Source organism: Pseudomonas sp. P5_152 (genome assembly GCF_033989915.1).
GTDB lineage: Bacteria > Pseudomonadota > Gammaproteobacteria > Pseudomonadales > Pseudomonadaceae > Aquipseudomonas.
Genome location: NZ_JASFAH010000002.1, coordinates 869,553 through 893,814, shown reverse-complemented (window position 1 = coordinate 893,814; position 24,262 = coordinate 869,553). Strand labels below are relative to the sequence as shown.

Below are 24,262 nucleotides of genomic sequence, written 5' to 3'. Positions count from 1 at the left end.
TACTGTGCCATTTACCTGGGTTGACTGGGCGATCGTTGCAATCATCGCCATCTCCGCTTTGATCAGTCTGAGCCGCGGCTTCGTAAAAGAAGCATTATCGCTGGTGACCTGGATCATCGCAGGAGCCGTTGCCTGGATGTTTGGTGGCTCATTGTCCGAGTACCTCGCCGGATACATCGAAACACCTTCGGCCCGCGTGATCGCCGGCTGCGCCATCTTGTTTGTGGCCACCCTCGTGGTGGGTGCAATGATCAATTATCTTATCGGCGAACTGGTTCGCGTCACCGGCCTCTCCGGGACCGATCGATTCCTCGGCATGGCCTTCGGTGCGGCGCGTGGCGCCTTGCTGGTGGTCACCGCAGTCGGGCTGTTGAGCCTGGGCCCGGTACAGCAGGATTCATGGTGGCAGGAGTCGCGGCTCGTGCCACAATTTCTATTGGTTGCAGACTGGTCCAAAAACCTCATATTGGGGTGGAGCAGTCAGTGGCTGGCCAGCGGTATCAGCGTACCCGCTGACATACCGTTCAAGGAGCATCTCTTGCCGACGGCGAAAACGCCGCAGTGAGTCGTGTTCAGTTCAGTTTCATTAAGTAGGGGTTGCGTCGCATGTGTGGCATCGTCGGTATCGTCGGTAAGTCGAACGTCAATCAGGCGCTGTATGACGCGCTAACCGTCCTCCAGCACCGCGGCCAGGACGCTGCCGGGATTGTGACCAGCCACGACGGCCGGTTATTTCTGCGCAAGGACAATGGTCTGGTACGTGACGTGTTTCATCAGCGTCACATGCAGCGCCTCGTCGGCCACATGGGCATTGGCCATGTGCGTTATCCGACTGCCGGTAGCTCGACCTCGGCCGAAGCTCAACCGTTTTACGTCAACTCGCCATATGGCATCACCCTGGCGCACAACGGCAACCTGACCAACGTTGAACAGTTGGCCAAGGAGATCTACGAGTCTGATCTGCGTCACGTCAATACCAACTCCGACTCGGAAGTGCTGCTCAACGTGTTCGCTCACGAACTGGCCCAGCGCGGCAAGTTGCAGCCAACCGAAGAAGACGTGTTCGCCGCCGTCACCGACGTGCACAACCGTTGCATTGGTGGCTACGCGGTCGTGGCGATGATCACCGGCTACGGCATCGTCGGCTTCCGCGACCCGCACGGCATCCGTCCGATCGTCTTCGGCCAGCGTCACACCGACGAAGGCGTCGAGTACATGATCGCCTCCGAGAGCGTGTCCCTGGACGTGCTGGGCTTTACCCTGATCCGCGACCTGGCGCCGGGCGAAGCGGTCTACATCACGGAAGAGGGCAAGCTGCACACCCGTCAGTGCGCGACCAACCCGTCCCTGACCCCGTGCATCTTCGAACACGTGTACCTGGCGCGTCCGGACTCGATCATCGACGGCGTGTCGGTGTACAAGGCTCGCCTGCGCATGGGTGAGAAGCTGGCCGAGAAGATCCTGCGCGAGCGTCCCGAGCACGACATCGACGTGGTCATCCCGATTCCGGACACCAGCCGCACCGCGGCCCTGGAATTGGCGAACCACCTGGGCGTGAAGTTCCGCGAAGGTTTCGTGAAAAACCGCTACATCGGCCGGACCTTCATCATGCCGGGCCAGGCAGCGCGGAAAAAATCCGTACGCCAGAAGCTCAACGCCATCGAGCTGGAGTTCCGCGGCAAGAACGTGATGCTGGTGGACGACTCGATCGTGCGCGGCACCACCTGCAAGCAGATCATCCAGATGGCCCGTGAAGCTGGCGCCAAGAACGTCTACTTCTGCTCCGCGGCACCGGCCGTGCGTTACCCGAACGTCTACGGCATCGACATGCCAAGCGCTCACGAACTGATCGCGCACAATCGTTCGACCCAGGACGTGGCCGACCTGATCGGTGCTGACTGGCTGATCTATCAGGACCTGCCTGACTTGATCGAAGCGGTCGGCGGCGGCAAGATCAAGATCGAAAAGTTCGATTGCGCAGTGTTCGACGGCAAGTACGTCACCGGCGACGTCGACGAGGCTTACCTGAACAAGATCGAGCAGGCGCGTAACGACGCCTCCAAGGTCAAGACCCAGGCAGTCAGTGCGATCATCGATCTGTACAACAACTGAGTTTCTACCGGCCCTGAGGGGCCGGTTTTGTATCTACTACAGGCTCTTCATGACAAGAGCAGGGCAAGGAGTGACAGCATGAGTCAGGATTGGGATGCCGGTCGGCTGGACAGCGACCTCGATGGCGTAGCGTTCGATACCCTGGCCGTACGTGCCGGCCAGCACCGCACGCCGGAGGGCGAACACGGTGATCCGATGTTCTTCACCTCCAGCTATGTGTTCCGTACCGCGGCCGATGCTGCGGCGCGCTTTGCTGGCGAAGTGCCGGGCAACGTCTACTCGCGCTACACCAACCCCACTGTGCGGGCGTTCGAGGAGCGCATTGCCGCCCTCGAAGGCGCTGAGCAGGCGGTGGCCACGGCCACTGGCATGGCGGCAATTCTTGCGGTGGTGATGAGCCTGTGCAGTGCTGGCGATCATGTGCTGGTGTCGCGCAGTGTGTTTGGTTCGACCATCAGCCTGTTTGAGAAGTACTTCAAGCGCTTTGGCATCGAAGTCGACTACGTACCCCTGGCGGACCTGTCCGGCTGGAACGCGGCGATCAAGGCCAACACCAAGCTGCTGTTCGTCGAGTCGCCGTCCAATCCGTTGGCCGAACTGGTGGACATCAGCGCATTGTCCGAAGTCGCGCACGCCAAGGGCGCGATGCTGGTAGTCGACAACTGCTTCTGCACGCCTGCCTTGCAGCAACCGCTCAAGCTCGGTGCGGACGTCGTGGTGCACTCGGCCACCAAGTTCATCGACGGCCAGGGCCGGTGCATGGGCGGCGTGGTGGCTGGGCGCAGCGAGCAGATGAAGGAAATCGTCGGCTTCCTGCGTACAGCCGGGCCGACCCTGAGCCCGTTCAACGCCTGGATCTTCCTCAAGGGCCTGGAAACCTTGAGCCTGCGCATGAAGGCGCACTGCGCCAACGCCCAGCAACTGGCCGAATGGCTGGAGCAGCAGGACGGCATCGAGAAAGTGCATTACGCCGGCCTCAAGAGCCACCCGCAGCACGAGTTGGCCCAGCGCCAGCAGAAGGGCTTTGGCGCGGTCGTGAGCTTCGAGGTCAAGGGCGGCAAAGAAGGCGCTTGGCGCTTCATCGATGCCACCCGGCTGATCTCGATCACCGCCAACCTGGGTGACAGCAAGACCACCATTACCCACCCAAGCACCACCTCCCACGGGCGCCTGGCGCCACAGGAGCGCGAGGCGGCGGGTATTCGTGACAGCCTGATCCGGATTGCCGTCGGCCTCGAAGATGTGGTCGACCTGCAAGCGGACCTGGCGCGCGGGCTGGCTGCCTTGTGATCGAGATCGCAACGCCTGCCAGCGGCAGCAATGGCCGGGTTGCCCTGGTCACAGGTGCTGCCCGCGGCATCGGTCTGGGGATTGCCGCCTGGTTGATCAGCGAAGGCTGGCAGGTGGTGCTGACCGATCTCGACCGTGAGCGTGGTTCCAAGGTTGCCAAGGCGTTGGGTGAGCATGCCTGGTTCATCACCATGGACGTTGCCGATGAGCAGCAAGTGACCCAGGGCGTTGCCGAAGTACTGGGGCAGTTTGGGCGCCTGGATGCCCTGGTGTGCAACGCGGCGGTTGCCGACCCGCGCAATATCACCCTGGAAAGCCTCGACCTGGCCTACTGGAATCGGGTGTTGGCGGTCAACCTCAGTGGGCCCATGTTGTTGGCCAAGCACTGTGCGCCGTATCTGCGGGCTCACAACGGTGCCATCGTCAACCTGGCCTCGACCCGGGCCGGGCAGTCGGAACCTGACACCGAGGCCTACGCGGCGAGCAAGGGCGGCTTGCTGGCCTTGACCCACGCCCTGGCCATCAGCCTTGGCCCGGAAGTCCGGGTCAATGCGGTCAGCCCTGGCTGGATCGATGCCCGCGACCCGTCGGCGCGACGTGCCGAACCATTGAGTGATGCCGATCATGCCCAGCATCCGGCGGGCAGGGTAGGTACGGTCGAAGATGTCGCGGCGATGGTCGCGTGGCTGCTGTCGCGCAATGCCGGGTTTGTCACCGGCCAGGAGTTCGTGGTCGACGGCGGCATGACCAAGAAGATGATCTACGAGCAGTGAAGGGCAGCGACAAGTAAAAGCCGGTCGCAGGCGTCACTGCCTGCGCACCACTGCTTTGACTTGGAGCGTGCCGCTTGTGGCTTTCAGCTGTTTTTGAAAAAAACTTCAATCAGGGTATTGACTTAGCTTCGGTATCTGCGTAAATTTCGCGGCCTCGGAGAAGCAAACGGGTGATTAGCTCAGCTGGGAGAGCGTCTGCCTTACAAGCAGAATGTCGGCGGTTCGATCCCGTCATCACCCACCACTTCTTGAGAGTCTTGCGAAAGCAAGATGGAAGCTGAAAAGCCTCCACCGACGCGCAGCGGTAGTTCAGTCGGTTAGAATACCGGCCTGTCACGCCGGGGGTCGCGGGTTCGAGTCCCGTCCGCTGCGCCATATTTTCCAGATCGGGTTTACCCGGTTTGAGATTGCAAAGCCTCGAAGCTTTACAGTCAGACGAATTAACTGGACGCAAGTCCACAGCGATACGCAGCGGTAGTTCAGTCGGTTAGAATACCGGCCTGTCACGCCGGGGGTCGCGGGTTCGAGTCCCGTCCGCTGCGCCATATCTGCTCCAGGGCCCACTGAACGCCTTGGTGCTACGAAGCAAAACATTGGTCATGCCGATGTCTGTTTCGAGTCGATAGCAAAGACCCTGGTCGAAAGACCGGGGTTTTTTGTTTCTGCGATTCACAAAAAACCTGCGCGGCTCACGCTTCGCAGGTTTTTTGCTTTTCGCCTGGCGCGACAGACGCGCAAGCCAGCGTTGCCCTCAATATAGCGAAGCCGTGGCTTTGTTCTATCCTGAAATTTGAAACCCATCTCAGGAGGAGAGTGCCATGGCCGCTGACAAACAACACGATCAATACCGCGATAACGACGACGAAGAAGATCAGGACGAAGCCAGCCCTGAAGAAAACCCGCCACCACAGACCTGGAAACACCCCGATGACGGCAAAAGCCTCTCGGACCTGGACCAGGAATGGCCGTTGAAACCCTGACCCTGCCCGTACCGGTCATGCCTGGTGGCGTGATCGGTACGACCCCGGTGCGCATTCGAACCAGCGCAGGCAGGCGCGGTTGAAACTTTGCACATCGCTGTAGCCGAGCTGGTCGGAAATCTCCACCAGCTCCAACGGCGAGTGTTGCAGCAGGTCTTCGGCGCGATAGCGGCGGTACTCGTCCAGCAACTCGGAAAAACTCCAGCCCAGGGCTTTCAGGCGCCGGGCGGCGGTGCGTTCGAGCAGGTGCTGGGAGGTGCAGAAGTCTTGCCAGTGGGCGCCGGGCAAGTCGCGGATCAGGTGGTCGCTGACCAGTTCGAGCAAGGTCGGCTCGCTGTTGCGCCGAGTCTGCTCCAGCAGTTCGACCAGTGTCTCCTCCAGTTGATGATTGCCCGGGGTCAGCGCCTGCATGAACACCTGGGGTTCGAGGTGGATCACGTTGTGTGCCTGGCGCCACTGCACCGGAGCACGGAAGGCCTGCTCGTGAGCCGAGGGGCTGGCCGGAGCCGGGTGCACCAGGCCCACCCCCAGGATCGGGTCTTGCCCCAGCCCGCTCGCCAGCACCTTGCGGCGTAGCATGCTGCAGATGCTGATGAGGATGTAGTCAGTCATCGCGGCGGTGGCGCGCAGGCTGCCGCAGTCCAGTAAGTGCAGTTGCACCGAGTCTTCACTGCGCACCACCCGGGCCTGGAAATGGCCGTTGAAAAACGGGAAGAAACGCACGAAGTACGCGCAGGCGCTGTCCAGCGATGCGGCCACATCAAACAGGTAGGTCAGGCCGTTGGTCGAGGTGGACACGAAGCGCCGCCCGGCCGCCAGCCCCAGCAGCGGGTCGGCGGTCGTGGCCTGGGCAAAGGCCCAGAAGCGCCGGGACAGAAACAGCGGGATCCGCGTAAACGGGGTGCGCAGTTCAAACAGCGTACGGCGAAACAAGGCCTCGATCTGTTCGCGCGCCACTCCCCGGGCCAGCAGTTCTTCGATGGCCGGCAGCAGGCTGGGGGCGTAGAACGCGTTGGCTATCGGCTGATCGCTTTTTGTCATTTAGGGCTCACAGCATGTTCCGGTTCACTGGTTAGGCTGCCCGACGTTAAGCGATTTGCCGGAGCAAGACCATGCTTGATTTACGCCAGCTCGACCTCAACCTGCTGCTCGCCTTCGATGCCATCTACCAGCAACGCAGCGTCACCCGCGCTGCCGAAGTCATGAGCCTGTCGCAACCGGCGATGAGCAACGCGCTGCGCCGCCTGCGTGACCTGTGTGGCGACCCGCTGTTCATCAAGAGCCGCCTGGGGGTGACGCCGACCCTGGTGGCACACCGCCTGGCCGATTACGTGCGCGCCGCGCTGGAGTGCCTGCGCGATGGCTTGCGGATGATCCCGGCCGCGCGGCAAAGCGATCCGCTGCTGCGCATCAGTTGCCTGGACTGCCTGCAGCCGGTGTTGCTCGAAGCCTTGCTCCAGGCCCCGCATGCCGATTGGCAGGTGCGGTATTTCCAGCCGCGACGCCGGGACGCCCTGCAGGAACTGGCAGCGGGCAAACTGGACATCCTGATCGATCTCGACCAACCCCTGGCGGGCCTGGCCGGCTTGCACAAGCAGGTGCTGCCGGTCGATCACTATGTGTTCGCCTATGGCGAGGCGCTGCGAGAGCCGCCGCGCACCCTGCAGGCTTACCTGGCGCAACCGCAGATCCAGGTCTCCAGCCGGCGCGACGGGCTGAGCCCGGTGGATCTGCACCTGGGCCTGAAAAGCCTGCGGCGCAACATCGCCGTAAGCACCCAGAGCACCCTGGCGGCGAAGTTGATCGCCGACCGCCAGCCGTTCGGCCTGAGCCTGCCGAGCCGGGTCGCCACGGCCCTGGGTATGCAGCAGGCGCCGTTGCCCCTGGACGAACCGGTAGCGTTGCAATTGGCGCTGTACATCGAGTCGCGATATCGCTTCGAGCGCAGCCGGGAGGAGGCGATGCACTGCCTGCTCAACGCCCTGGGCGCACCTCGAGCTCCGCTGGCCGTGGCACGCCGGGCGTGAGGCGCGTTGTCAGAACGCGTAGGGAATGGTGACCTTGGCCCACAGCATCTGGCCTTCTGGACGGTTTTCCACGTCGAATTCCTTGGCCCAGCGCAACTCGGCGCTCGCGTACTTGAGAAAGGTCAGATACATCGCCGGACCAATGGCGAACACCTCGCCACGCACCCCGTCGTTGACGTCCTGGCCGTTGAACTGCACGGTCTTGCCGTATTGTTTATCGTCGGTGGTCTGCTTGAGGTAATAACCGTTGAGGCCGAGGTTGAGGTTGTCGGTCACTTTGTAGCTGGCGGAATAGTCGAAGTGGAAAATCTGCCCTGAGCGGTAATCGGTGTCGTGGTTCTCTTCGTTGAAGCTGTAGGTAGTCTTGAGTGACAGCTCGGTCCGCTCGGTCGGCAACCAGGTGAAGGAAAACAGCGGTTTGTAGGTGTAGAAGTTGTTGCTGGTGTTGGCCAGTCGCGTAGCGTCGTATTCGCCGGTAGGAATGGTGATCTCCAGCGCCGCACCCAAGGTCAGGTTTTTCCCCATGTCCCACAAAATGATCGGGGCTACGGTGGTGTCGCCCATGCTTTCGCGGTCATCCTCCAGGCCGAAGGCCTGCACGCGCTGCTTGATCCAGGGCTGGGCTGCGTAGAAACCCAGGCGGCCACCGGCGATTCGCAGCGGGGTCAAGTAGTCCAGGCGCGGAATCACTGCTTCGGAGGTGATCTCGACCCCCGGCACCTTGCCACCCAGGGAGCTGATATTGAGCTTCCTGGCCTTGTAGAAGTTGTAGTAGAGGTTGAACGCAACCATGTTGTCCGGAAGGCTGTTGACGTCCAATGGCAGCATGAAGAAGCCATCGGTGCCCGGGCCGATGTTGTCGACACCGGATTCGGTGGCCTGTGCCGACAGGCACACACTCGACAGCAGGGCCAGGCTTATCGCCAGGCGCAGGGGAGGGGAGACACGGGTCGGATTCATTTTTTTAACTCTTATTATTGTCTGGGGGCGCATCGCCGGCCTTGATGCTGGCCGCAACATAGAAATAAGCCCTCAGCGCCCGACAGGGCAGGGTATTGGCGGACACAGAGGGGACTTCTGCGGCCAGCCTGTGGCCTGCCATGGCGCCTGGCCGGCGAGGTTGGTTGCGGGTTGGCGGTCAGGCGGCCAGGCGTGCTAACGTTCTGCGACATAATCGGTTACAAAAATAACAATTGAACCTGACCGGAAGCCAGTCGCCATGCCCATCAAAGTCATCGATCCCCACTACGAACTGGCGCTGGTGTCACCGTTCCTGCTGCAGACCCTGGCCGAAGTGGCCAGTGCCAACGGCATCGACCCCCACAACCTGTGCCGTGGCCTGGGGTTTTCCCTCGAGGACCTGCAAGACCCGGCACAACGTATTTCCTACCGCCAGGCCGTGGCGATGATCCAGCGCGCACTCAAGGTCATCCCCAACCAGGGGCTCGGGCTGTGGGTGGGCAACCAGAACGTGCTGGGCACCCTGGGGTTGCTGGGGCATGTGTTGTCGCTGTGCAAGACCCTGCGTGACGCATTCGAGCTGGGTATGCGCCACCAGCACACCTCGGGCGGGATCGTGGTCTCCAGCGTCCGCGAAGTGGCCGCCCAGGTGTTTGTCGACGCCGAGTGTCGCCTGCCGTTCGCCGACGTGCAGATGTTCGCCGTGGAAGAGTTCTTTGCCAGCCTGCTGGTCTACGGCCGAGCGCTGGTGGGTGCCGATTTCAGCTGTGTGCGGGTCGAGTTCGTCCACGCAGCCCCCGATTACCTGGCCGAATATCACCGCCTGCTGGGCACGGATGTGCGCTTTGGCTGCCTGCACAACCGCCTGGTGCTGGAAGCCCGCTGGCTCGACGTGTGCCTGCCCAACCACCATTCCCTGGCGCTGCGCCAGGCGGTCAAGCTGCTGGAGCTGGAAGGGGCCGAGGTGCACCAGAAGCTCGACCTGATTCAAGCAGTGGAGCGGGCCATCTCCCGCGACCTGACCCAGGGCAGCCACATCGAGAAAATCGCTGGCGACCTGAACATGAGCGGCCGCACCCTGCGCCGTCGCCTGACCGAACATGCCCTGACCTTCGAGGCCCTGCTGGAGCAAGTACGCCAGGCGCGCACCATGAGCCTGTTGGCCAACCCCGAGATGTCCATCGAGCGCATCACCGAAGAAGTCGGCTACAGCGATGTGCGCAGTTTCCGGCGTGCCTTCAAGCGCTGGACCGGGCAGAGCCCGAGTGCGTACCGAGGTGAGGCGCAGGCACAATAACCCTTGCCCTCACACAAACCCCCGCGTGGCGGGTAGAATTCCTGCCTTTCTAAAGGAGTTCTCATGAGTTACTACCAGCCGGGTATCCTCGCCACCCCCGTCCCGCCTCAGGCGCGGCATCTGTTTTTTGCGCTGCAGGCCGTTGAGGCATTGCCGGCGGCGCTCGACCAACTGATGCAGTGGGTTGACGGGAAGACGGCGGTGGTTGGGTTTGGCAAGTCGCTGGTCAACGCCCTGGAGGCCAAGGTGCCTGGGCTGCGGCCGTTCCCGGCGATGATCGGCGTGGGCGTCGACAACCCGTCGACCCAGCACGCGCTGTGGCTCTGGCTGCACGGTGAAGACCGCGGCGAACTGCTCAACCGCAGCCGCGCCATCGAGGCGGCGCTGGCCCCGGCCCTGCGCCTGGTGCAGATGAACGAAACCTTCCGCCACATGACCGGCCACGACCTGACCGGCTACGAAGACGGCACCGAAAACCCCCACGATGATGCCGCCGTGGCGGCCGCACTGGTGGCTGAGGGCGAGGATGGCCAGGTGGGTGGCAGTTTTGCCGCGATCCAGCAGTGGCAGCATGACCTCAGCGGCTTCAATGCATTGGCGTCCCATGAGCAGGACAACATCATGGGCCGGCGTAAAAGCGATAACGAAGAGCTCGACGACGCGCCGATTTCCGCCCACGTCAAACGCACCGCCCAGGAAAGCTTCACCCCAGAGGCGTTCATCGTCCGTCGCTCGATGCCGTGGATCGAAGGCGAGCGTGCCGGCCTGATGTTCCTGGCCTTCGGTCATTCATTCAATGCCTTCGAAGCCCAGTTGCGCCGCATGAGTGGCCTGGAAGACGGGATCGCCGATGGCCTGTACCGCATGAGCCGGCCGATCACCGGTGGTTACTACTGGTGCCCACCCCTCAAGGATGGCCGCCTCGACCTGCGTGCGCTGCATATCGGCTGACGGGCATTCACCGTCGATAGCTGCGATCTTTTGATCCTGGGTTTGTGGGTATATCCGGTGCTGCGGTTATGGCGGGTCATGCAGCTGCAGGCGGGCTCGGCCTGTTGAGTGGTAAGGGCGGGCTTGCCCGCGATAGGCATAGGTATCTACACAGCTGTGGTGCGACCAGGATGTTGGATTAGACCGAGTACATATCCATTCTTGCGGTAACGGCCTCCTATGGTTCCGCCTGACGGCGGCTCACTTTTGAACAGCGCAAAAGTAAGCAAAACGCTCTTACCCCACCACTCGGTGCCTCGCTTAGGCTCGGCATGCCCGTACTCCGACATTGATTTGGGGGGCCGCCGCAATGGGCCCTCCCTGGCCCAGTGCGGCTAAACCGGCGTCCTGCCGGTTTACCCCCAAATCAATATCGAAGTACGGCCAGCGTGGTTAACGGGGCGCCCAGGATCAAAAACAAAGCGAGGCGGCCTTAGAGCCGACCTGATCGCTAGGGCATGCGCGGTGTGGCTTCTACTTCCTAAGACGCTGACGAAGTCAGCAATCTTTTGATCTGGCTCTGGCTCTGGCTCTGGCTCTGGCTTTTGATCCTGGGCGCCCCGTTAACCACGCTGGCCGAACGCAGGCTTGAAGCCGTGGGTACGGATTCAAGCCGGAGTGAGGGAACACCGAGCCCAAGCGAGGTGCCGAGTGGTGGGGCAAGAGCCTTTTGCTTACTTTTGGGCTCCTCCAAAAGTGAGCCGCTGTAAAAGCGGAACCATAGGTGGCCATTACCGCAAAAATGGATATGTACTCGGTCTAATCCAACACCCCAGAGGCCGCTACAAAGTTGTGTAGATACCTATGCCGCGATGAGGCCAGTCCATTCAACATCGATAGCGCCTGACACACCACCATCGCGAGCAAGCTCGTCCCTACACAAGTTGGGCGGGCGCACCTGCAAGAACCCAAAACCACTGTAGCTATGGGTAACCCCTCGGCAGATGGCTCTTGTAAGAAATATTCGAGAGGAGTACAAATGTACTCCATGAATACTTTAACGCCTCGCCGTGCCGCCATCCTGACCTTTATCCGCGACCGTATCGCGCAACAGGGCCAATCCCCGAGCCTCGCTGAAATCAGCGAGGCCTTTGGTTTTGCCTCGCGCAGCGTGGCGCGCAAGCACGTGTTGGCGCTGACCGAGGGCGGGTTCATCGAGGTCAACCCGCATCAGGCCCGGGGCATTCGCCTGCTCAACCAGCCGCGGCGCCCCGAGTTGCTGGACATCCCGGTGCTCGGGCGGGTAGCCGCTGGTGCGCCGATGGGGGTCGATGCCGAGGTGCACAGCCGGCTGTGGCTGGACCCGGCACTGTTCTTGCGGACCCCGGACTACCTGCTGCGGGTCCAGGGCGACTCGATGATCGGCGATGGCATCCTCGACGGCGACCTGGTGGGCGTGCGCCGTAGTGCGGAGGTGCAGAACGGCCAGATTGTGGTCGCCCGGCTCGAAGGCGAAGTCACCATCAAGCGCTTTGAACGGGCCGGGGACAGCGTGCGCTTGCTGCCGCGCAACCCGGCCTACAGCCCCATTGTGGTCAGCGCCGATCAGGACCTGGCAATCGAAGGGGTGTTCTGCGGCCTGGTGAGGCAAGGCTGATGGGTGCCGTCGTTGCGCTGGACACCCTGTTCCATCGCGGCCAGGTCTGGAAAGGCCGGCCTGCGCCCGCCGACGTCAGCCGCCAACCCACCGGGCATGCTGCGCTGGACGCGGCATTGCCCAGCGGCGGTTGGCCGGAAGCGGCACTCAGCGAGATATTGATTGCCGGGCAGGGCGTCGGTGAGTTGCAGCTGGTGTGGCCGGCCCTGGCCCGGCTGACCGCGGACGGTGAGCGGGTGGTGCTGGTGGCGCCGCCCTGCGTGCCCTATCCCCAGGCGTGGCAGAACGCCGGGATCGACCTGCGCCAGTTGTCGGTCATCCAGGCCAGTGACCGCGAGGCCCTGTGGGCGGCGGAACAATGCCTGCGCTCGGGCAGTTGCGGCGCAGTACTGTGCTGGCCGAAACAGGCCGATGACCGTGCCTTGCGGCGTTTGCAGGTGGCTGCCGAAACCGGCCAGACCCTGGCCTTCGCTTATCGCTCGATCAAGGACGCGATCAACCCTTCGCCGGCAGCCCTGCGCATCGCTATCGATGCGCGGCCCGCCCAGTTGCGGGTGCTCAAGTGCCGCGGCGGGCTGGCCCGTACGGCGCCCATTGCCTTCGCCCCGGGGCATTGAGGTTGCTATGCGCTGGGTCTGTATCCTGTTCCCGCAACTGGCGCTGGACGCGGTCTTGCGTCAGCGCAGCGACCCCGACGAGCCGCTGGCGCTGCTGAGCGGCCCGGCACAACGCCGGGTGTTGCAGGCGGTGAATGAGTCGGCGCGGGCCCTGGGCTTGCGGGCCGGGCAGTCGATGACGGCCGCCCAGGCCCTGAGCAAGGCTTTTGCCTGCGCCGACTATGACCAGGCGGGAGTGGAACACTGGCAGCAGTTTCTCGCGGCCTGGGCCTACCGCTTCAGTTCCCAGGTCAGCGTGCATTTCCCACGTACCGTACTGTTTGAAATCGAGTCGAGCCTGGCGCTGTTCGGGCCCTGGCCGCAGTTCGAGGCCCGCTTGCGTGCCGAGCTGACGGCCCTGGGGTTTCGCCATCGCCTGGTGGCGGCGCCCAATCCCTTGGCCGCGCGGATCCTGGCCAACGCCTACGACGGCCTGGCGGTGTCGGACTCCCAGGCCCTGGGGCCGTTGCTTGGGCAGATGCCGGTCGAGCGCATCGGCCTGGCGCCGACGGTCGCCAACGCCCTGTCACGCATGGGCCTGCGCACCTTGGGCCAGGTCCAGGCGCTGCCCCGGCAAACCCTGGCCCGGCGGTTTGAGGCAGCGGTGCTCAAGCACCTCGATACCCTGCTGGGCGACCGACCGCTGGCCTTGGCCTTCTACCTGCCGCCGGACCGCTTCGACGTACGCATCGAACTGAATTTTGATGTGCAATCGCACCAGGCCCTGCTGTTTCCGTTGCGCCGGCTGACCGCTGACCTGGCGGCGTTTCTCTGTGGTCGTGACAGTGGCGTGCAGCGGTTCGACCTGTACCTGGAGCACGCCGGCCTGCCTGATACCCTGATCAAGGTCGGGCTGCTGAGTGCCGAGCGCGACCCGGGCATGCTGTTCGAGCTGGCCCGGGGGCGCCTGGAACAGGTACAGGTCGAGGCTCCGGTACGTGGGTTTCGCCTGTCGGCGCAGGACTTGCCGAGCTTTGTACCGCAGCGCCGCGAGCTGTTCGACGAACGCCCGCAGCAATCCTTGCCCTGGGAGCAGTTGCGCGAGCGCCTGCGCGCCCGCCTGGGCGACGATGCCGTGCAGGGCCTGGGATTCCAGGCCGACCACCGCCCCGAGTGTGCCTGGCAACCCCATGCCCAGAGCCAGCCTGCCACGCTGCTGTCGCGGGCGCAGCGCCCGGGCTGGTTGCTGACCGAGCCGCAGGCGGTACAGGAAGGCGCGGCACGGATTCTCATGGGGCCGGAACGCATCGAGTCCGGCTGGTGGGATGGCGCCGATGTGCGCCGCGACTATTACCTGATCCAGACTCGTGCCGGGCAACAGGGCTGGGCCTATCGCGGGGTGGGCGAGGGTGGGCCGCTGTGGCTGCAGGGCTGGTTTGCATGAGCGGCGGGTATGCCGAGCTGCACTGCCTGTCGAACTTCAGTTTCCAGCGCGGTGCCTCCAGTGCCGGGGAACTGTTCGAACGGGCCAGGCGCCAGGGCTACCAGGCCCTGGCGATCACCGACGAATGCACCCTGGCCGGCATCGTTCGCGCCTGGCAAGCGGCCAGGGTGCAGGGGTTGCCGCTGATCATCGGCAGTGAAATGCGCATCGAGAACGGCCCGAAGCTGGTGCTGCTGGTGGAGAACATCGAGGGTTATCAGGCCCTGTGCCGGCTGATCACCCAGGCCCGGCGGCGTGCGGAAAAAGGCCAGTACCGGGTCCTGCGCGAAGACTTTGCCGAGCCCCTGCCCGGGCTGTTGGTCTTGTGGCTGCCGGACCCGGACGATGCGCCGGGCGAGGGCGCCTGGTTAAAAGGGCTGTTTGGCGCGCGGTTGTGGCTGGCGGTGGAGTTGCATTGCGGGCAGAACGATGCCCAGCGCCTGGCCGATCTGCAGGCCCTGGCGGCACAGTTGCAGATCCGTGCCGTGGCCAGCGGTGATGTGCACATGCATGCCCGTGGTCGCCGGGCGCTGCAGGACTGCATGACCGCGATTGCCCTGCACGTGCCGGTGGCCGCCGCCGGGCAGCGCCTGCACCCCAATGGCGAGCGGCATCTGCGCAGTCTTGAGGCGCTGGGTGAGCTGTATCCGCGCGCGCTGCTCGACGAAACCCTGGAGATTGCCCAACGCTGCCGTTTCGATCTCACTCAGTTGCGCTATCAATACCCTCGTGAGCTGGTGCCTGAAGGGCAGACGCCGACCTCCTGGCTGCGCCACTTGACCGCGCAGGGCCTGGCCCGGCGCTGGCCGCAAGGCCCGGACAGCAAGGTGCAGGCGCTGATCGACAAGGAACTGCAACTGATTGCCGAGCTGGGCTACGAGAGCTATTTCCTCACCGTCGAGGACATCGTCAGCTTCGCCCGGCGCCAGCGCATCCTGTGCCAGGGTCGAGGCTCGGCGGCCAACTCGGCGGTGTGTTTTGCCCTGGGCATTACCGAAATCGATCCGAGCCGGATGAACATGCTGTTCGAGCGGTTCCTGTCCCGCGAGCGCAACGAGCCGCCGGATATCGACGTCGATTTTGAGCACGAGCGCCGTGAGGAGGTCCTGCAATACGTGTTCCAGCGCTATGGTCGGCGCCGGGCGGCGCTGACGGCAGTGGTCAGCACTTACCACGCGGCCGGGGCGATCCGCGATGTGGCCAAGGTCCTTGGTTTACCGCCCGACCAGATCAACGCCCTGGCCGACTGCTGCGGCCACTGGAGTGACGACGCGCCGGGGCTTGCGCGTTTGCGTGAAAGTGGCTTTGACCCTGACACCCCGCTGCTGCGCCGGGTGTTGAGCCTGACCCGGCAACTGATCGGCTTCCCTCGGCACCTGTCCCAGCATCCGGGTGGCTTCGTGATTTCCGAGCAGCCGCTGGACAGCCTGGTGCCGGTGGAAAACGCGGCCATGGCCGAGCGCACGATCATCCAGTGGGACAAGGACGACCTGGACATGGTCGGCTTGCTCAAGGTCGACATCCTGGCCCTGGGCATGCTCAGCGCCATTCGCCGCTGTTTCGACCTGCTGCGCTACCACCGCGGGTTGGACCTGAGCCTGGCGAATATCCCGGCCGAAGACCCGCCGACCTACGAGATGATCTGCCGCGCCGACACCATCGGCGTGTTCCAGATCGAGTCCCGGGCGCAGATGTCGATGCTGCCCCGGCTGCAGCCTCGCACCTTCTATGACCTGGTGATCGAAGTGGCGATCGTCCGTCCCGGGCCGATCCAGGGCGGGATGGTGCACCCCTATCTGCGGCGGCGGAACAAGGAGGAGCCAGAAACCTATCCCAGCGTGGCGCTCGAAGCGGTGCTCAAGCGCACCCTGGGGGTGCCGTTGTTCCAGGAGCAGGTCATGCAGATCGCCATCGTGGCGGCCGACTACAGCCCCGGCGAGGCGGATCAACTGCGCCGCGCCATGGCCGCCTGGAAACGTCACGGTGGCCTCGACTCGCACCAGGTGCGCCTGCGCGAAGGCATGCTGAAAAACGGCTATTCAGAGGCGTTTGCCGCGCAGATCTTCGAGCAGATCAAGGGGTTTGGCAGCTACGGTTTCCCCGAGTCCCACGCCGCCAGTTTTGCCCTGCTGACCTACGCCAGTTGCTGGCTCAAATGCCATGAGCCGGCGGCGTTTGCCTGTGCCTTGATCAACAGCTGGCCGATGGGTTTCTACAGTCCCGACCAGATCCTCCAGGACGCGCGCCGGCATCAACTGCAGATCCGCCCGGTGGACATCAGTGCCAGTGCCTGGGATTGCAGCCTGGAACCGATTGCCCAGCAGCAGCCGGCGATCCGCCTGGGCTTGCGCATGATCAAGGGGTTTCGCGAGGAGGACGCCCGGCGTATCGAGGCGGCGCGCCTGTGCCGGGCCTTCGTCGATGTGGCCGACCTTGGCCAGCGCGCCGGGCTCGATGCCCGGGCCCATGCGTTGCTGGCCGATGCCGGCGCCTTGCGTCCGCTCGCCGGCAATCGTCACCGGGCGCGTTGGGAGGTGGCGGGGGTGCAGCAACAACTGGGACTGTTCGCCGGCTTGCCGAGCCAGGACGAACCGCCGGTGAGCCTGCCAGCCCCTACCGTCAGTGAAGACCTGCACGCCGACTACCACAGCGTCGGCACCACGCTCGGCCCTCATCCGCTGGCACTGTTGCGCGAGCAGTTGCGGGCCCGGCGTTGCCGCAGCTCACGGCAGTTGCTGGAGGTCGAACACGGGCGCAACGTCAGCGTCGCCGGCCTGGTCACCGGCCGCCAGCGTCCGGGCACCGCCAGTGGCGTGACCTTCGTCACCCTGGAAGACGAGTTTGGCAACATCAACGTGGTGGTCTGGCGCGACCTCGCCGAGCGCCAGCGCAAGGCCCTGGTCGGTGCGCAATTGCTCCAGGTCGACGGGCGCTGGGAAAAGGTCGGCGAAGTGCGCCACCTGATCGCCGGCCGCCTGAGCGACCTGAGTCCGCTGCTGAATGGCATCAGCGTGCACAGTCGGGATTTTCATTGAGTCAGCCGTTGGCGAAATTGCGCAACAGTCGCGCGGTTTCCACTGGACGTTCCAGCATGGGTAAGTGGTTGCAGCCGTCCAGGGTCACCAACTGCCGGGCCTGATGGGGCGGCAGGCGGTTTTCCAGGGTCTGCAGGGCAGAGATATCGATCACTCGATCCTCGCGGCAGCCGACGCCGAGCACCGGTATGTTGAGCCGGCCCAGGCGCGGGTCCAATGCCCGCCATTGGGAAGGCGGGCGGATTTGCTCCAGGGTCGATTCGATGAAGGCGCGCTGGGCGCGGTTGAGACTGATGGCGTCTGCCACCTGCTGGTCGGACATCGGCAGTGGATCGAGGTAGACCAGGCGCGCGGTGCGTTCGACACCGGCACGGTCATCGTAGATAAACGGGTTGTCACCGGCATTCAGGGCACGGATGAAGTCGTTTTCGACAAAGCTCAATCCCAAGGATCCGATCAGCGCCAGTCGGGCTACCCGCTGTGGCCGCTCGACGGCATGCACTCCGGTTATGGCGCCGCCCATGGAATGACCGACCAGGGTGAGCTGTTGGAGATCAAGCGCCTGGATAAACCCATCAAGGCGCGTCGCCTGGGCTTCAATGTCATAGTTCTGGCCCGGGAGGCGCGTCGATTGACCCCAGCCAGGAAGGTCGGGAATGATCAGGTGAAAGTCTGTGCCGAGGTCTGCGGCGAGGCGGGCCCAAACGTCCTTGCCGGAAGCAAACCCATGGACGAGCAGCAGGCTCGGGCCGTTTTTCTCGCCCTCGTAATAGGCCCAGGTCGTGTCACCGACCTGAATCGCACGGGACTGCAGGGCGGTGCCTGGGGGCGGCAAACCATCGGCACGGGCCGTGGCCAGGCAAGGCAGCAGGGCCAGCGCAAGGCTGAGCAAATGGGCCAGCAGTCGGTTGCGGGATTTATCGCGACGGGTGAAGCGCGGGTCAACGTCCATGTCATTACAGTCCTGTAGGCGGGGTGGGTGGGCTCATGCCCTGCAGGATCGATTTGAAGAGGAGTGCGGCGTCGCGGCAATGCTGGCAACCGGGAAAAACTGCCAGTTGAAGTTTCCGCTTGCTGCTGAGCGTGGCGTAGCTCGGCCCGCACATCGCGGGCTGACAAGCGCCGCGAGTTGGACAACAATGAAACCATCAGCGCCGGCCGCGCTCCAAGCTTTGAGCGCGGGCCCACCTGCGTCGGTCCGTTGTTCCACCTTTGCGCTGTGCGCACAGAGTCCATCGATGCAGTTTCTAACGCAGAGTCATGGTTGTAGCGGGTGGAGCGGCGAAATGGCCGAACGCATTCGCGCGTTCGACTGGAGCGTCACCGAACTGGGCAGCTACGATACCTGGTCGCGCAGCCTGCGCAGTTCGGTGCAGTTGCTGCTGGCCTCACCGGTGCCGCTGGTGATGCTTTGGGGACGCCCCGGCTACATGATCTACAACGATGCCTATTCGGTGTTTGCCGGCGGGCGTCATCCCTATCTGCTCGGCTCGCCTGTGGAACTGGGTTGGCCGGAGGTCGCCGAATTCAACCGTAACGTGGTCGACACCTGCCTGGCTGGTGGCACCCTTTCATACCGCAACAAAGAGCTGGAGCTGTTGCGTAACGGCCAGCCCGAAGCCGTGTTCATGGACCTCTACTACAGCCCGGTGGCCGATGATGACGGCGTGCCGGCCGGGGTCCTCGCGATTGTCGTGGAAACCACCGCCCACATGACCTCTGAACGCCTGCGCGAACAGGCCGAAGCAGCCTATCGTGCCGACAACGAACGGGTACGCCTGGCGCTCAATGCCGGGGCCTTGCTGGGGTCGTTTGTCTGGGACATTCGGGCCAATCTGCTGTCCGGGGATGAGCGGTTTGCGCGGACTTTTTCCTATCCGTGCGAGCAGTCGCTGGAGCTGATGTCACCCGAGTTCGCCGCGACCAGAATCCATCCCGATGACTTGCCAGAGGTTAATCAGCTGGTGGAGCAAGCCCTGGAAAATGGTGGCCCGTTCAATGCTGAATACCGTATCCGGCGGGCGGATGACAGCTATTGCTGGGTGCTGGCCAGTGGTTGCTGCGAGTTCGATGAACAAGCTCAACCCCTGCGTTTTCCCGGGGTGCTGATTGATATCCACGAGCGCAAGACTGCCGAAGAGAACCTGCTCAAGTTCACCCGCAACCTGGAGCAGCGGGTCGCCGATGAGGTGGAAGGGCGCCTGGCCGCTGAGGAGCAATTGCGCCAATCGCAGAAACTCGAAGCCATTGGTGGATTGACCGGCGGCGTTGCCCATGACTTCAATAATCTGTTGCAGGTGATCGCCGGCAACCTGCACCTGTTGGCCCGCCATGAAGCCGATAACGCCAACGTGCAGCGCCGGGTCGGTGCCGCCCTGGCAGCCGTCGAGCGCGGTGCCATGCTGTCCTCGCAACTGCTCGCCTTTGCCCGCCGCCAGCCCTTGTCGCCGGCGGTCTACAACCCTCGGCAAATCTACCAGCGCCTGGGGGAATTGCTGCAGCGTGCGCTGGGCGAAACCATTCAGATCGATGTGCAACTGCCCGACGACCCCTGGTGCATTTCGGTCGACCGCAACCAGCTGGAAAACGCCTTGCTCAACCTGGCGATCAATGCCCGTGACGCGATGCATGGCGAAGGCACGATTGTGATCAGTGGCAAAAACGTCGTGCTCGATCGCTTCGTGTGCGTCGGCAAGGGCATCAGCGCTGGCGACTATGTGCGCCTGTCGGTGATCGACCCCGGCGAGGGCATGGATGCGGCGACCCTCAAGCAGGCGTTCGAGCCGTTCTTTACCACCAAGGCCGACGGCCAGGGCACCGGCCTGGGCCTGAGCATGGTGTTCGGTTTCGTCAAACAGAGCGGTGGGCATATCGAGATGACCAGCGAGGTCGGCGGCGGCACGTGCGTGCACATGTATTTTCCTCGCAGTGAACGCGCCCAGAGCCGTGAGATGCCATCGCGAAGTGTGCCAGGCACAGGCGGCAACGAGACGATCCTGGTGGTGGAGGACAACGAGGAAGTACGTGGTACCGCCGCCGAATTTCTCCAGGCCTCGGGCTACCAGGTGTTGCTCGCGGGCAATGGCGACAGTGCCATGCAGTTGTTGCTGGACGGGGCGACGGTGGACCTGATTTTTACCGACGTGGTGATGCCCGGGCTGATCAAGAGTTCCGACCTGGCCGCCTGGGCCAAGGTCCAGGTGCCTGCAGTGGCGGTGCTGTTCACCTCGGGCCATACCCGCGACATCATTTCCGACAATCATCAGCTTAGCCCCGACACCTACTTGCTGAGCAAGCCCTATGGTCCGGATGCGCTGTTGAGCATGATCCGCAGTGTCCTGGGGGAGAGCGGCCGCGGGTGAGGGGCGACGAACGGACACCGCTGGTCCGATTGACGGTCGACAGCGACCCTCAGGCAAGGCCATGCTGATAACTGGTGAACACAGGACAAGTGTTCGCCACCGATCAACAAACGGAGGTGTTCCATGCCGGTGAAACATGACCTGTATCAGGACTTGAGCTATTCAAAGGAAGACATTCAGAAAAAGCGTGCCAATGATCCCCACCTGCACGCGCTGCTGGATAAATACTCGGATATCGACACCCAGGTACTGAAGGCGGAAGCCGCTGCCCAGGCCGACGACGAGGTGAGGAAGCTCAAGGCCAAACGCCTTACGATCAAAGACGAAATCTCCAAAAGCTTGAACGGTGCCTCCAAGGCTTGACCACTCGGCGGGGGCGCAGCGTCGCCCCCGTGATTTACTCAAGGCAGTGCTGACAACGCCTTGGCCAAAGGCAGTCGTACCATATGACTGGACTTCAGCGAACCGAAATACAGCCAGTCGCCATACTCGCGGACCGTGGTGATGGGTGAGTAGTTGCCACTGCTGGCATCCTGCAGGTTACTGATCACCTTGCCGTCCAGATCCAACCCCAGGGCAAACGCTCGGCGCTCTACCGGCTTGGGCAGGAGCATCATCGCCCTGACGATCATCTTGCGCACGAACGGATACCCGGCCAACCCATCGAGCAGGCTGTTGCGCGGTGCGTACAACGCCACCCAGAAACGCTCCTGGCCGTTGAAGCTGAGGTTGTCCGGTAAGCCCGGCAGGTTGTCGACGAACACTTCGCGGGTGCGTGCCTTGGGGCCGCTCAGCCAGTAGCGGGTGATGCGATAGGCACCGGTTTCGTTGACCAGCACGTAGCTGTCATTGGGCCCCAGCGCCACGCCATTGGCGAACTCCAGGCGGTCCAGCAACTGCTCGGTCTTGCCACTCTGGAAGTCATAGCGCAGCAGACGCCCGTCACCCCCGTGCTCGATGATCGCCTCGCCATCATGGCCGTAGCCCCACCGGCTGGACGCATCGCTGAAATAGGCGTAGTGCCCGGTCCGGTCGATGACCACATCATCGGTAAAGCCCAGGGGCACGCCGCCGGCCTCGGTGCTCAGGGCGATCAACTGGCCTTGGGTATCGAGGGCCAGCAGGCCCTTGATGGCGTCGGCGATGATCAGCCGGCCATCCGGATGCCGGGCCAGGCCCAGGGGGCGGCCGCCGGTGTCGGTCAGCACCTTGAGGATCTTGCCGTCCAGGCTGCTGCGGATCACCCGGCCGTCATGCAGGCCGCTGATCAGGAAGCCGTCTTCCAGCAGCAGGGCTTCGGGCCCCGGGAGGTTGGCCGAGCCGACGTGCTCCACGTCCCTGAGCCGTTGGTTTTCGGCAAACACCCCCGAGACCAGGGACGGGGCCGGTGGCGGCGTCCAAGCCACGGGTTGCACCTGGGTCGGCGCCAGCAGCAGGAACAGCCCGACCAGCACCACGACTACCAACAGCAAACCACTGAGGCTGACGCGCCGGCGCGCGCCGCTCATCAAGCGACGGCTCCGGCGGGCTTGCCCAGCGTGCCCAGCGCGCGGTCGCGCAGGGCCAGCAGCGACACCGCTGACTCGCGGTCGATCCGCCGCTTGAGCAGCAATTGATTGGCCAGGCGCATCCACAGACCGCTGAAGCGGTACTCCAGGGTACGCACAAAACGGCTGCCGTCGCCCTCGCTGCTGCATTCATAGGTCAGCAGCAATTCCAAGCCATGATCGCCCTGGGCCCGGGCGCTCCAGCGGCGCCCCGGCAGGTATTCGTTGACCTCCCAACTCAGGTGCCCGGCACGACCACCGGCGTGGATGTCCTCTTCAAAACGTGCCCCGGCATGCAGCGGTCCTTGCGGCCCCTCGACCCGCAGCGAGGAGGGGTGCCACTCCGGCCAGCGGGTGGCGCTGCTGGCGTAGGCGAGCACGGCAATCGGCTCGCGGGCAATGTCGATCTGGTGCTGCAGGCGGGTCATGGGCGTTCTGCTCCAAGGCAGGTGGGCGTGGTTGGGGTGGTCTTCCCAGTACAGCGTGCCAAACAGGTAGTCCATCAGTGGCAACACGATGTTGAAGTTGCGCGCCTGCATCAGCTCGCGCCGATGGTGCAGTTCATGCAGGTGGCGCATCTGGCGGATCCACGGCAGGCGGGTGAGGGGATTGCTCGGCGGCAGGTGTTCGCAGGCATGAAACACTTCGTAGGTCAGGTAGCCGAGGATCATGCAGCCGGCGAACAGTCCAGCAACGTTGCCATTGAACTGCGCCAGCAACCACCAGGCGGGCAAGGTGACCAGCAGGCAATGCACCACGATCAGCCAGGCCGGAAACAGAATCACCCGCCAGTCGCGCGCGGTGTCGTAGGCCATTTGGCCGGGGGCGAAAAAACTGTGGTGATCGCCGGCATGACGGGCATAAAACAGGCGGGCAAAGGCATGCTTGTGATGGCCCAGGTGCCGGTGCACGGTATAGACCACCAGGTTGAACAGCAGCAGGCTCAGCGGCACCGCCAGCCATTCGAGCGGCTCCACCTGATCCAGCGTGCCCCAGAACAGGCTGATCGCCGTGATCCCGAACACCAGCACAAACCCTGCGTGTAGCCACGGATTGTAGAAGCGGTGGATCTCGGCGCGATATCGGTTGCGAAACGCCTGCGTGGTTTGCCTCACCCTGATCACCTGTTGTCGTTGTTATTGACAGAAGATTAGTCGCGGGCAAATTATCCGGCCAATGGATCTGCGTAATAGCGCTTGATCCAGGTGCTGAATGTCTTCAGAGCAGCGGGTCCCAGCGCTGTGACCAGTCGCTTTCCCGCTGGACCAGTTGGCGCAGTAGCTCGAACGCCTGCTGCAGTACCTGGGAATCACGATCGCGCGAATACACCAGGAACGTCGGGTAGCTGAATTCCGGCGCCTTGGGCACCCGCTCCAGCACCCCGCTGTCCAGATAGGACTGCACCACCCGGGTCCGGAAGTAACCGGCGCCACCGTTCTGCAGAATGTACTGCAACGCCAGCGGCCCGAGGTTGAAACTCAGCACGGCCTTGGCCTTGTCCGGCAGCGCAGAGTCGTGCTGACGGCGAAAGTCGCTGCCCCAGTCGATGTACACATAGGGTTCGGGTTGCGAGGGCAGTCGTACCAGGATCAGCTTTTCCTCGAGCAGTTGCTCGACCTGCAGCCGCGGCCAGTATTCGGGTTGAAACACCAGGGCGGCGTCCAGCACGCCCATTTCCAACTGCCGCAGCAGAGCTTCGCCGTTGCCGATTTCCGTGCGCAGGGCGTAGGCCGGAATGTTGGCGCGAATGTCCCGGGCCCAACTGAGCATCAACGGATTGCACAGGCTGACCTCGCCACCGATGTGCAGCACATTGCGGTAGCCGTCCGGCAGGGGCAAGTCGCGACGGGCCGCTTCCCAGGTCTGCACCAGCTGATTGGCATACACCACAAAGGCCTCACCGTCGGCCGTCAGGCGGGCGCCGGCACGGTTGCGCACGAACAGGGTGGCGGCCAGTTGGCTCTCGAGTTTTTGTACCCGCGCGGTGATCGCGGTCTGGGTGACGTGGAGTTTTTCCGCGGCCGCGGCCAGGCTGCCGCAACGCACGATTTCCAGGAAGGTACGGGCGAGATCGATGTCCATGGGCCGGTCGCTGACGTAAAGGGCCCAGCAGTGTAGAGCAAGCGGGCGCTGAAGGCCCGTCGGGGGCCTGAAACGACGAATCCCGCCTTGGCGGCGGGATTCGTCTGCAGCTTGGCCGGGCCTCCACAGGG

At 63.5% G+C, this 24,262-nt stretch carries 20 protein-coding genes and 3 tRNA genes; 17 read left to right on the top strand and 6 right to left on the bottom strand.

Annotation, left to right across the window (positions count from 1 at the left end):
- The first annotated feature begins 4 nt into the window (after positions 1-4).
- The 8 genes from QMK50_RS03855 (at position 5) to QMK50_RS03820 (ending at position 5,155) form a co-directional block, all read left to right on the top strand.
- Entirely contained in the window at positions 5-565 is a 561-nt protein-coding gene (locus QMK50_RS03855; protein ID WP_095171985.1) for a CvpA family protein, read from the top strand.
- A 41-nt stretch (positions 566-606) separates the two neighbouring features.
- Positions 607-2,112 (top strand): amidophosphoribosyltransferase, encoded by a 1,506-nt coding sequence (purF, locus tag QMK50_RS03850; protein ID WP_095171983.1) that lies wholly within the window; start codon positions 607-609, stop codon positions 2,110-2,112.
- Between the two features lie 78 nt (positions 2,113-2,190).
- The gene (locus tag QMK50_RS03845) at positions 2,191-3,402 is read left to right on the top strand and encodes an O-succinylhomoserine sulfhydrylase (RefSeq protein WP_320332582.1); all 1,212 of its coding nucleotides are present in this window, start codon (positions 2,191-2,193) and stop codon (positions 3,400-3,402) included.
- The gene (locus tag QMK50_RS03840) at positions 3,399-4,175 is read left to right on the top strand and encodes an SDR family oxidoreductase (protein ID WP_159996867.1); all 777 of its coding nucleotides are present in this window, start codon (positions 3,399-3,401) and stop codon (positions 4,173-4,175) included. The genes QMK50_RS03845 and QMK50_RS03840 overlap by 4 nt, the downstream gene beginning before the upstream one ends.
- 168 nt (positions 4,176-4,343) lie before the next feature.
- Positions 4,344-4,419 (top strand) — tRNA-Val (locus tag QMK50_RS03835).
- Positions 4,420-4,473: 54 nt separating this feature from the next.
- Positions 4,474-4,550 (top strand) — tRNA-Asp (locus QMK50_RS03830).
- 93 nt (positions 4,551-4,643) lie between these two features.
- A tRNA-Asp gene (locus QMK50_RS03825) sits at positions 4,644-4,720 on the top strand.
- Positions 4,721-4,993: 273 nt separating this feature from the next.
- Positions 4,994-5,155, top strand: coding sequence for a hypothetical protein (locus QMK50_RS03820; RefSeq protein ID WP_174244586.1), 162 nt, complete (start codon positions 4,994-4,996; stop codon positions 5,153-5,155).
- Between the two features lie 15 nt (positions 5,156-5,170).
- Here the strand turns inward: QMK50_RS03820 and QMK50_RS03815 are convergent, their stop codons facing one another.
- A complete protein-coding gene (locus tag QMK50_RS03815; RefSeq protein WP_320332581.1) occupies positions 5,171-6,196 on the bottom strand; it encodes an AraC family transcriptional regulator ligand-binding domain-containing protein in 1,026 nt (341 codons plus the stop codon).
- Positions 6,197-6,267: 71 nt separating this feature from the next.
- Between QMK50_RS03815 and QMK50_RS03810 the strand changes: the two genes are divergently transcribed.
- A complete protein-coding gene (locus QMK50_RS03810) occupies positions 6,268-7,182 on the top strand; it encodes a LysR family transcriptional regulator (protein ID WP_095171976.1) in 915 nt (304 codons plus the stop codon).
- Between the two features lie 9 nt (positions 7,183-7,191).
- Here the strand turns inward: QMK50_RS03810 and QMK50_RS03805 are convergent, their stop codons facing one another.
- Positions 7,192-8,142, bottom strand: a complete 951-nt coding sequence (locus tag QMK50_RS03805) for a transporter (RefSeq protein WP_159996863.1) — start codon at positions 8,140-8,142, stop codon at positions 7,192-7,194.
- A 259-nt stretch (positions 8,143-8,401) separates the two neighbouring features.
- On the opposite strand from QMK50_RS03805, the gene QMK50_RS03800 reads away from it, so the two are divergent.
- From QMK50_RS03800 to QMK50_RS03775, 6 genes are all read left to right on the top strand, one after another.
- Positions 8,402-9,439 (top strand): AraC family transcriptional regulator, encoded by a 1,038-nt coding sequence (locus tag QMK50_RS03800; RefSeq protein WP_320332580.1) that lies wholly within the window; start codon positions 8,402-8,404, stop codon positions 9,437-9,439.
- Positions 9,440-9,502: 63 nt separating this feature from the next.
- Positions 9,503-10,390, top strand: coding sequence for a Dyp-type peroxidase (locus QMK50_RS03795; RefSeq protein ID WP_159996859.1), 888 nt, complete (start codon positions 9,503-9,505; stop codon positions 10,388-10,390).
- A 1,018-nt stretch (positions 10,391-11,408) separates the two neighbouring features.
- Positions 11,409-12,026: a transcriptional repressor LexA gene (lexA, locus tag QMK50_RS03790; protein WP_320332579.1), complete on the top strand. Its 618-nt coding sequence runs from the start codon at positions 11,409-11,411 to the stop codon at positions 12,024-12,026.
- Positions 12,026-12,643: a translesion DNA synthesis-associated protein ImuA gene (gene imuA / locus QMK50_RS03785; RefSeq protein WP_159996857.1), complete on the top strand. Its 618-nt coding sequence runs from the start codon at positions 12,026-12,028 to the stop codon at positions 12,641-12,643. The genes lexA and imuA overlap by 1 nt, the downstream gene beginning before the upstream one ends.
- Before the next feature lie 7 nt (positions 12,644-12,650).
- Complete coding sequence (locus tag QMK50_RS03780; RefSeq protein ID WP_159996855.1) at positions 12,651-14,066, top strand: Y-family DNA polymerase; 1,416 nt, start codon at positions 12,651-12,653, stop codon at positions 14,064-14,066.
- The gene (locus tag QMK50_RS03775; protein ID WP_320332578.1) at positions 14,042-17,140 is read left to right on the top strand and encodes an error-prone DNA polymerase; all 3,099 of its coding nucleotides are present in this window, start codon (positions 14,042-14,044) and stop codon (positions 17,138-17,140) included. The genes QMK50_RS03780 and QMK50_RS03775 overlap by 25 nt, the downstream gene beginning before the upstream one ends.
- A gap of 1 nt (position 17,141) precedes the next feature.
- Here the strand turns inward: QMK50_RS03775 and QMK50_RS03770 are convergent, their stop codons facing one another.
- Positions 17,142-18,092 (bottom strand): alpha/beta fold hydrolase, encoded by a 951-nt coding sequence (locus QMK50_RS03770; RefSeq protein ID WP_320332577.1) that lies wholly within the window; start codon positions 18,090-18,092, stop codon positions 17,142-17,144.
- A gap of 334 nt (positions 18,093-18,426) precedes the next feature.
- Between QMK50_RS03770 and QMK50_RS03765 the strand changes: the two genes are divergently transcribed.
- Together QMK50_RS03765 and QMK50_RS03760 are read left to right on the top strand one after the other, a co-directional pair.
- The gene (locus QMK50_RS03765; RefSeq protein ID WP_320332576.1) at positions 18,427-20,502 is read left to right on the top strand and encodes a PAS domain-containing sensor histidine kinase; all 2,076 of its coding nucleotides are present in this window, start codon (positions 18,427-18,429) and stop codon (positions 20,500-20,502) included.
- A 123-nt stretch (positions 20,503-20,625) separates the two neighbouring features.
- Complete coding sequence (locus tag QMK50_RS03760; RefSeq protein WP_095171767.1) at positions 20,626-20,865, top strand: DUF465 domain-containing protein; 240 nt, start codon at positions 20,626-20,628, stop codon at positions 20,863-20,865.
- 38 nt (positions 20,866-20,903) lie between these two features.
- Here QMK50_RS03760 and QMK50_RS03755 read toward each other — a convergent pair whose 3' ends face one another.
- The 3 genes from QMK50_RS03755 to QMK50_RS03745 all read right to left on the bottom strand — a co-directional run bounded on the left by QMK50_RS03755 (position 20,904) and on the right by QMK50_RS03745 (position 24,131).
- The gene (locus QMK50_RS03755; RefSeq protein ID WP_320332575.1) at positions 20,904-22,010 is read right to left on the bottom strand and encodes an SMP-30/gluconolactonase/LRE family protein; all 1,107 of its coding nucleotides are present in this window, start codon (positions 22,008-22,010) and stop codon (positions 20,904-20,906) included.
- On the bottom strand, positions 22,010-23,164 hold the full coding sequence (locus QMK50_RS03750) for a sterol desaturase/SRPBCC family protein (RefSeq protein ID WP_320332574.1): 1,155 nt from the start codon (positions 23,162-23,164) through the stop codon (positions 22,010-22,012). Before QMK50_RS03750 ends, QMK50_RS03755 begins: the two co-directional genes overlap by 1 nt.
- A gap of 103 nt (positions 23,165-23,267) precedes the next feature.
- Positions 23,268-24,131 carry a LysR family transcriptional regulator gene (locus tag QMK50_RS03745; RefSeq protein ID WP_159996843.1) on the bottom strand — a complete coding sequence of 288 codons (864 nt, stop codon included), beginning with the start codon at positions 24,129-24,131 and terminating at the stop codon, positions 23,268-23,270.
- Positions 24,132-24,262: the final 131 nt, after the last annotated feature.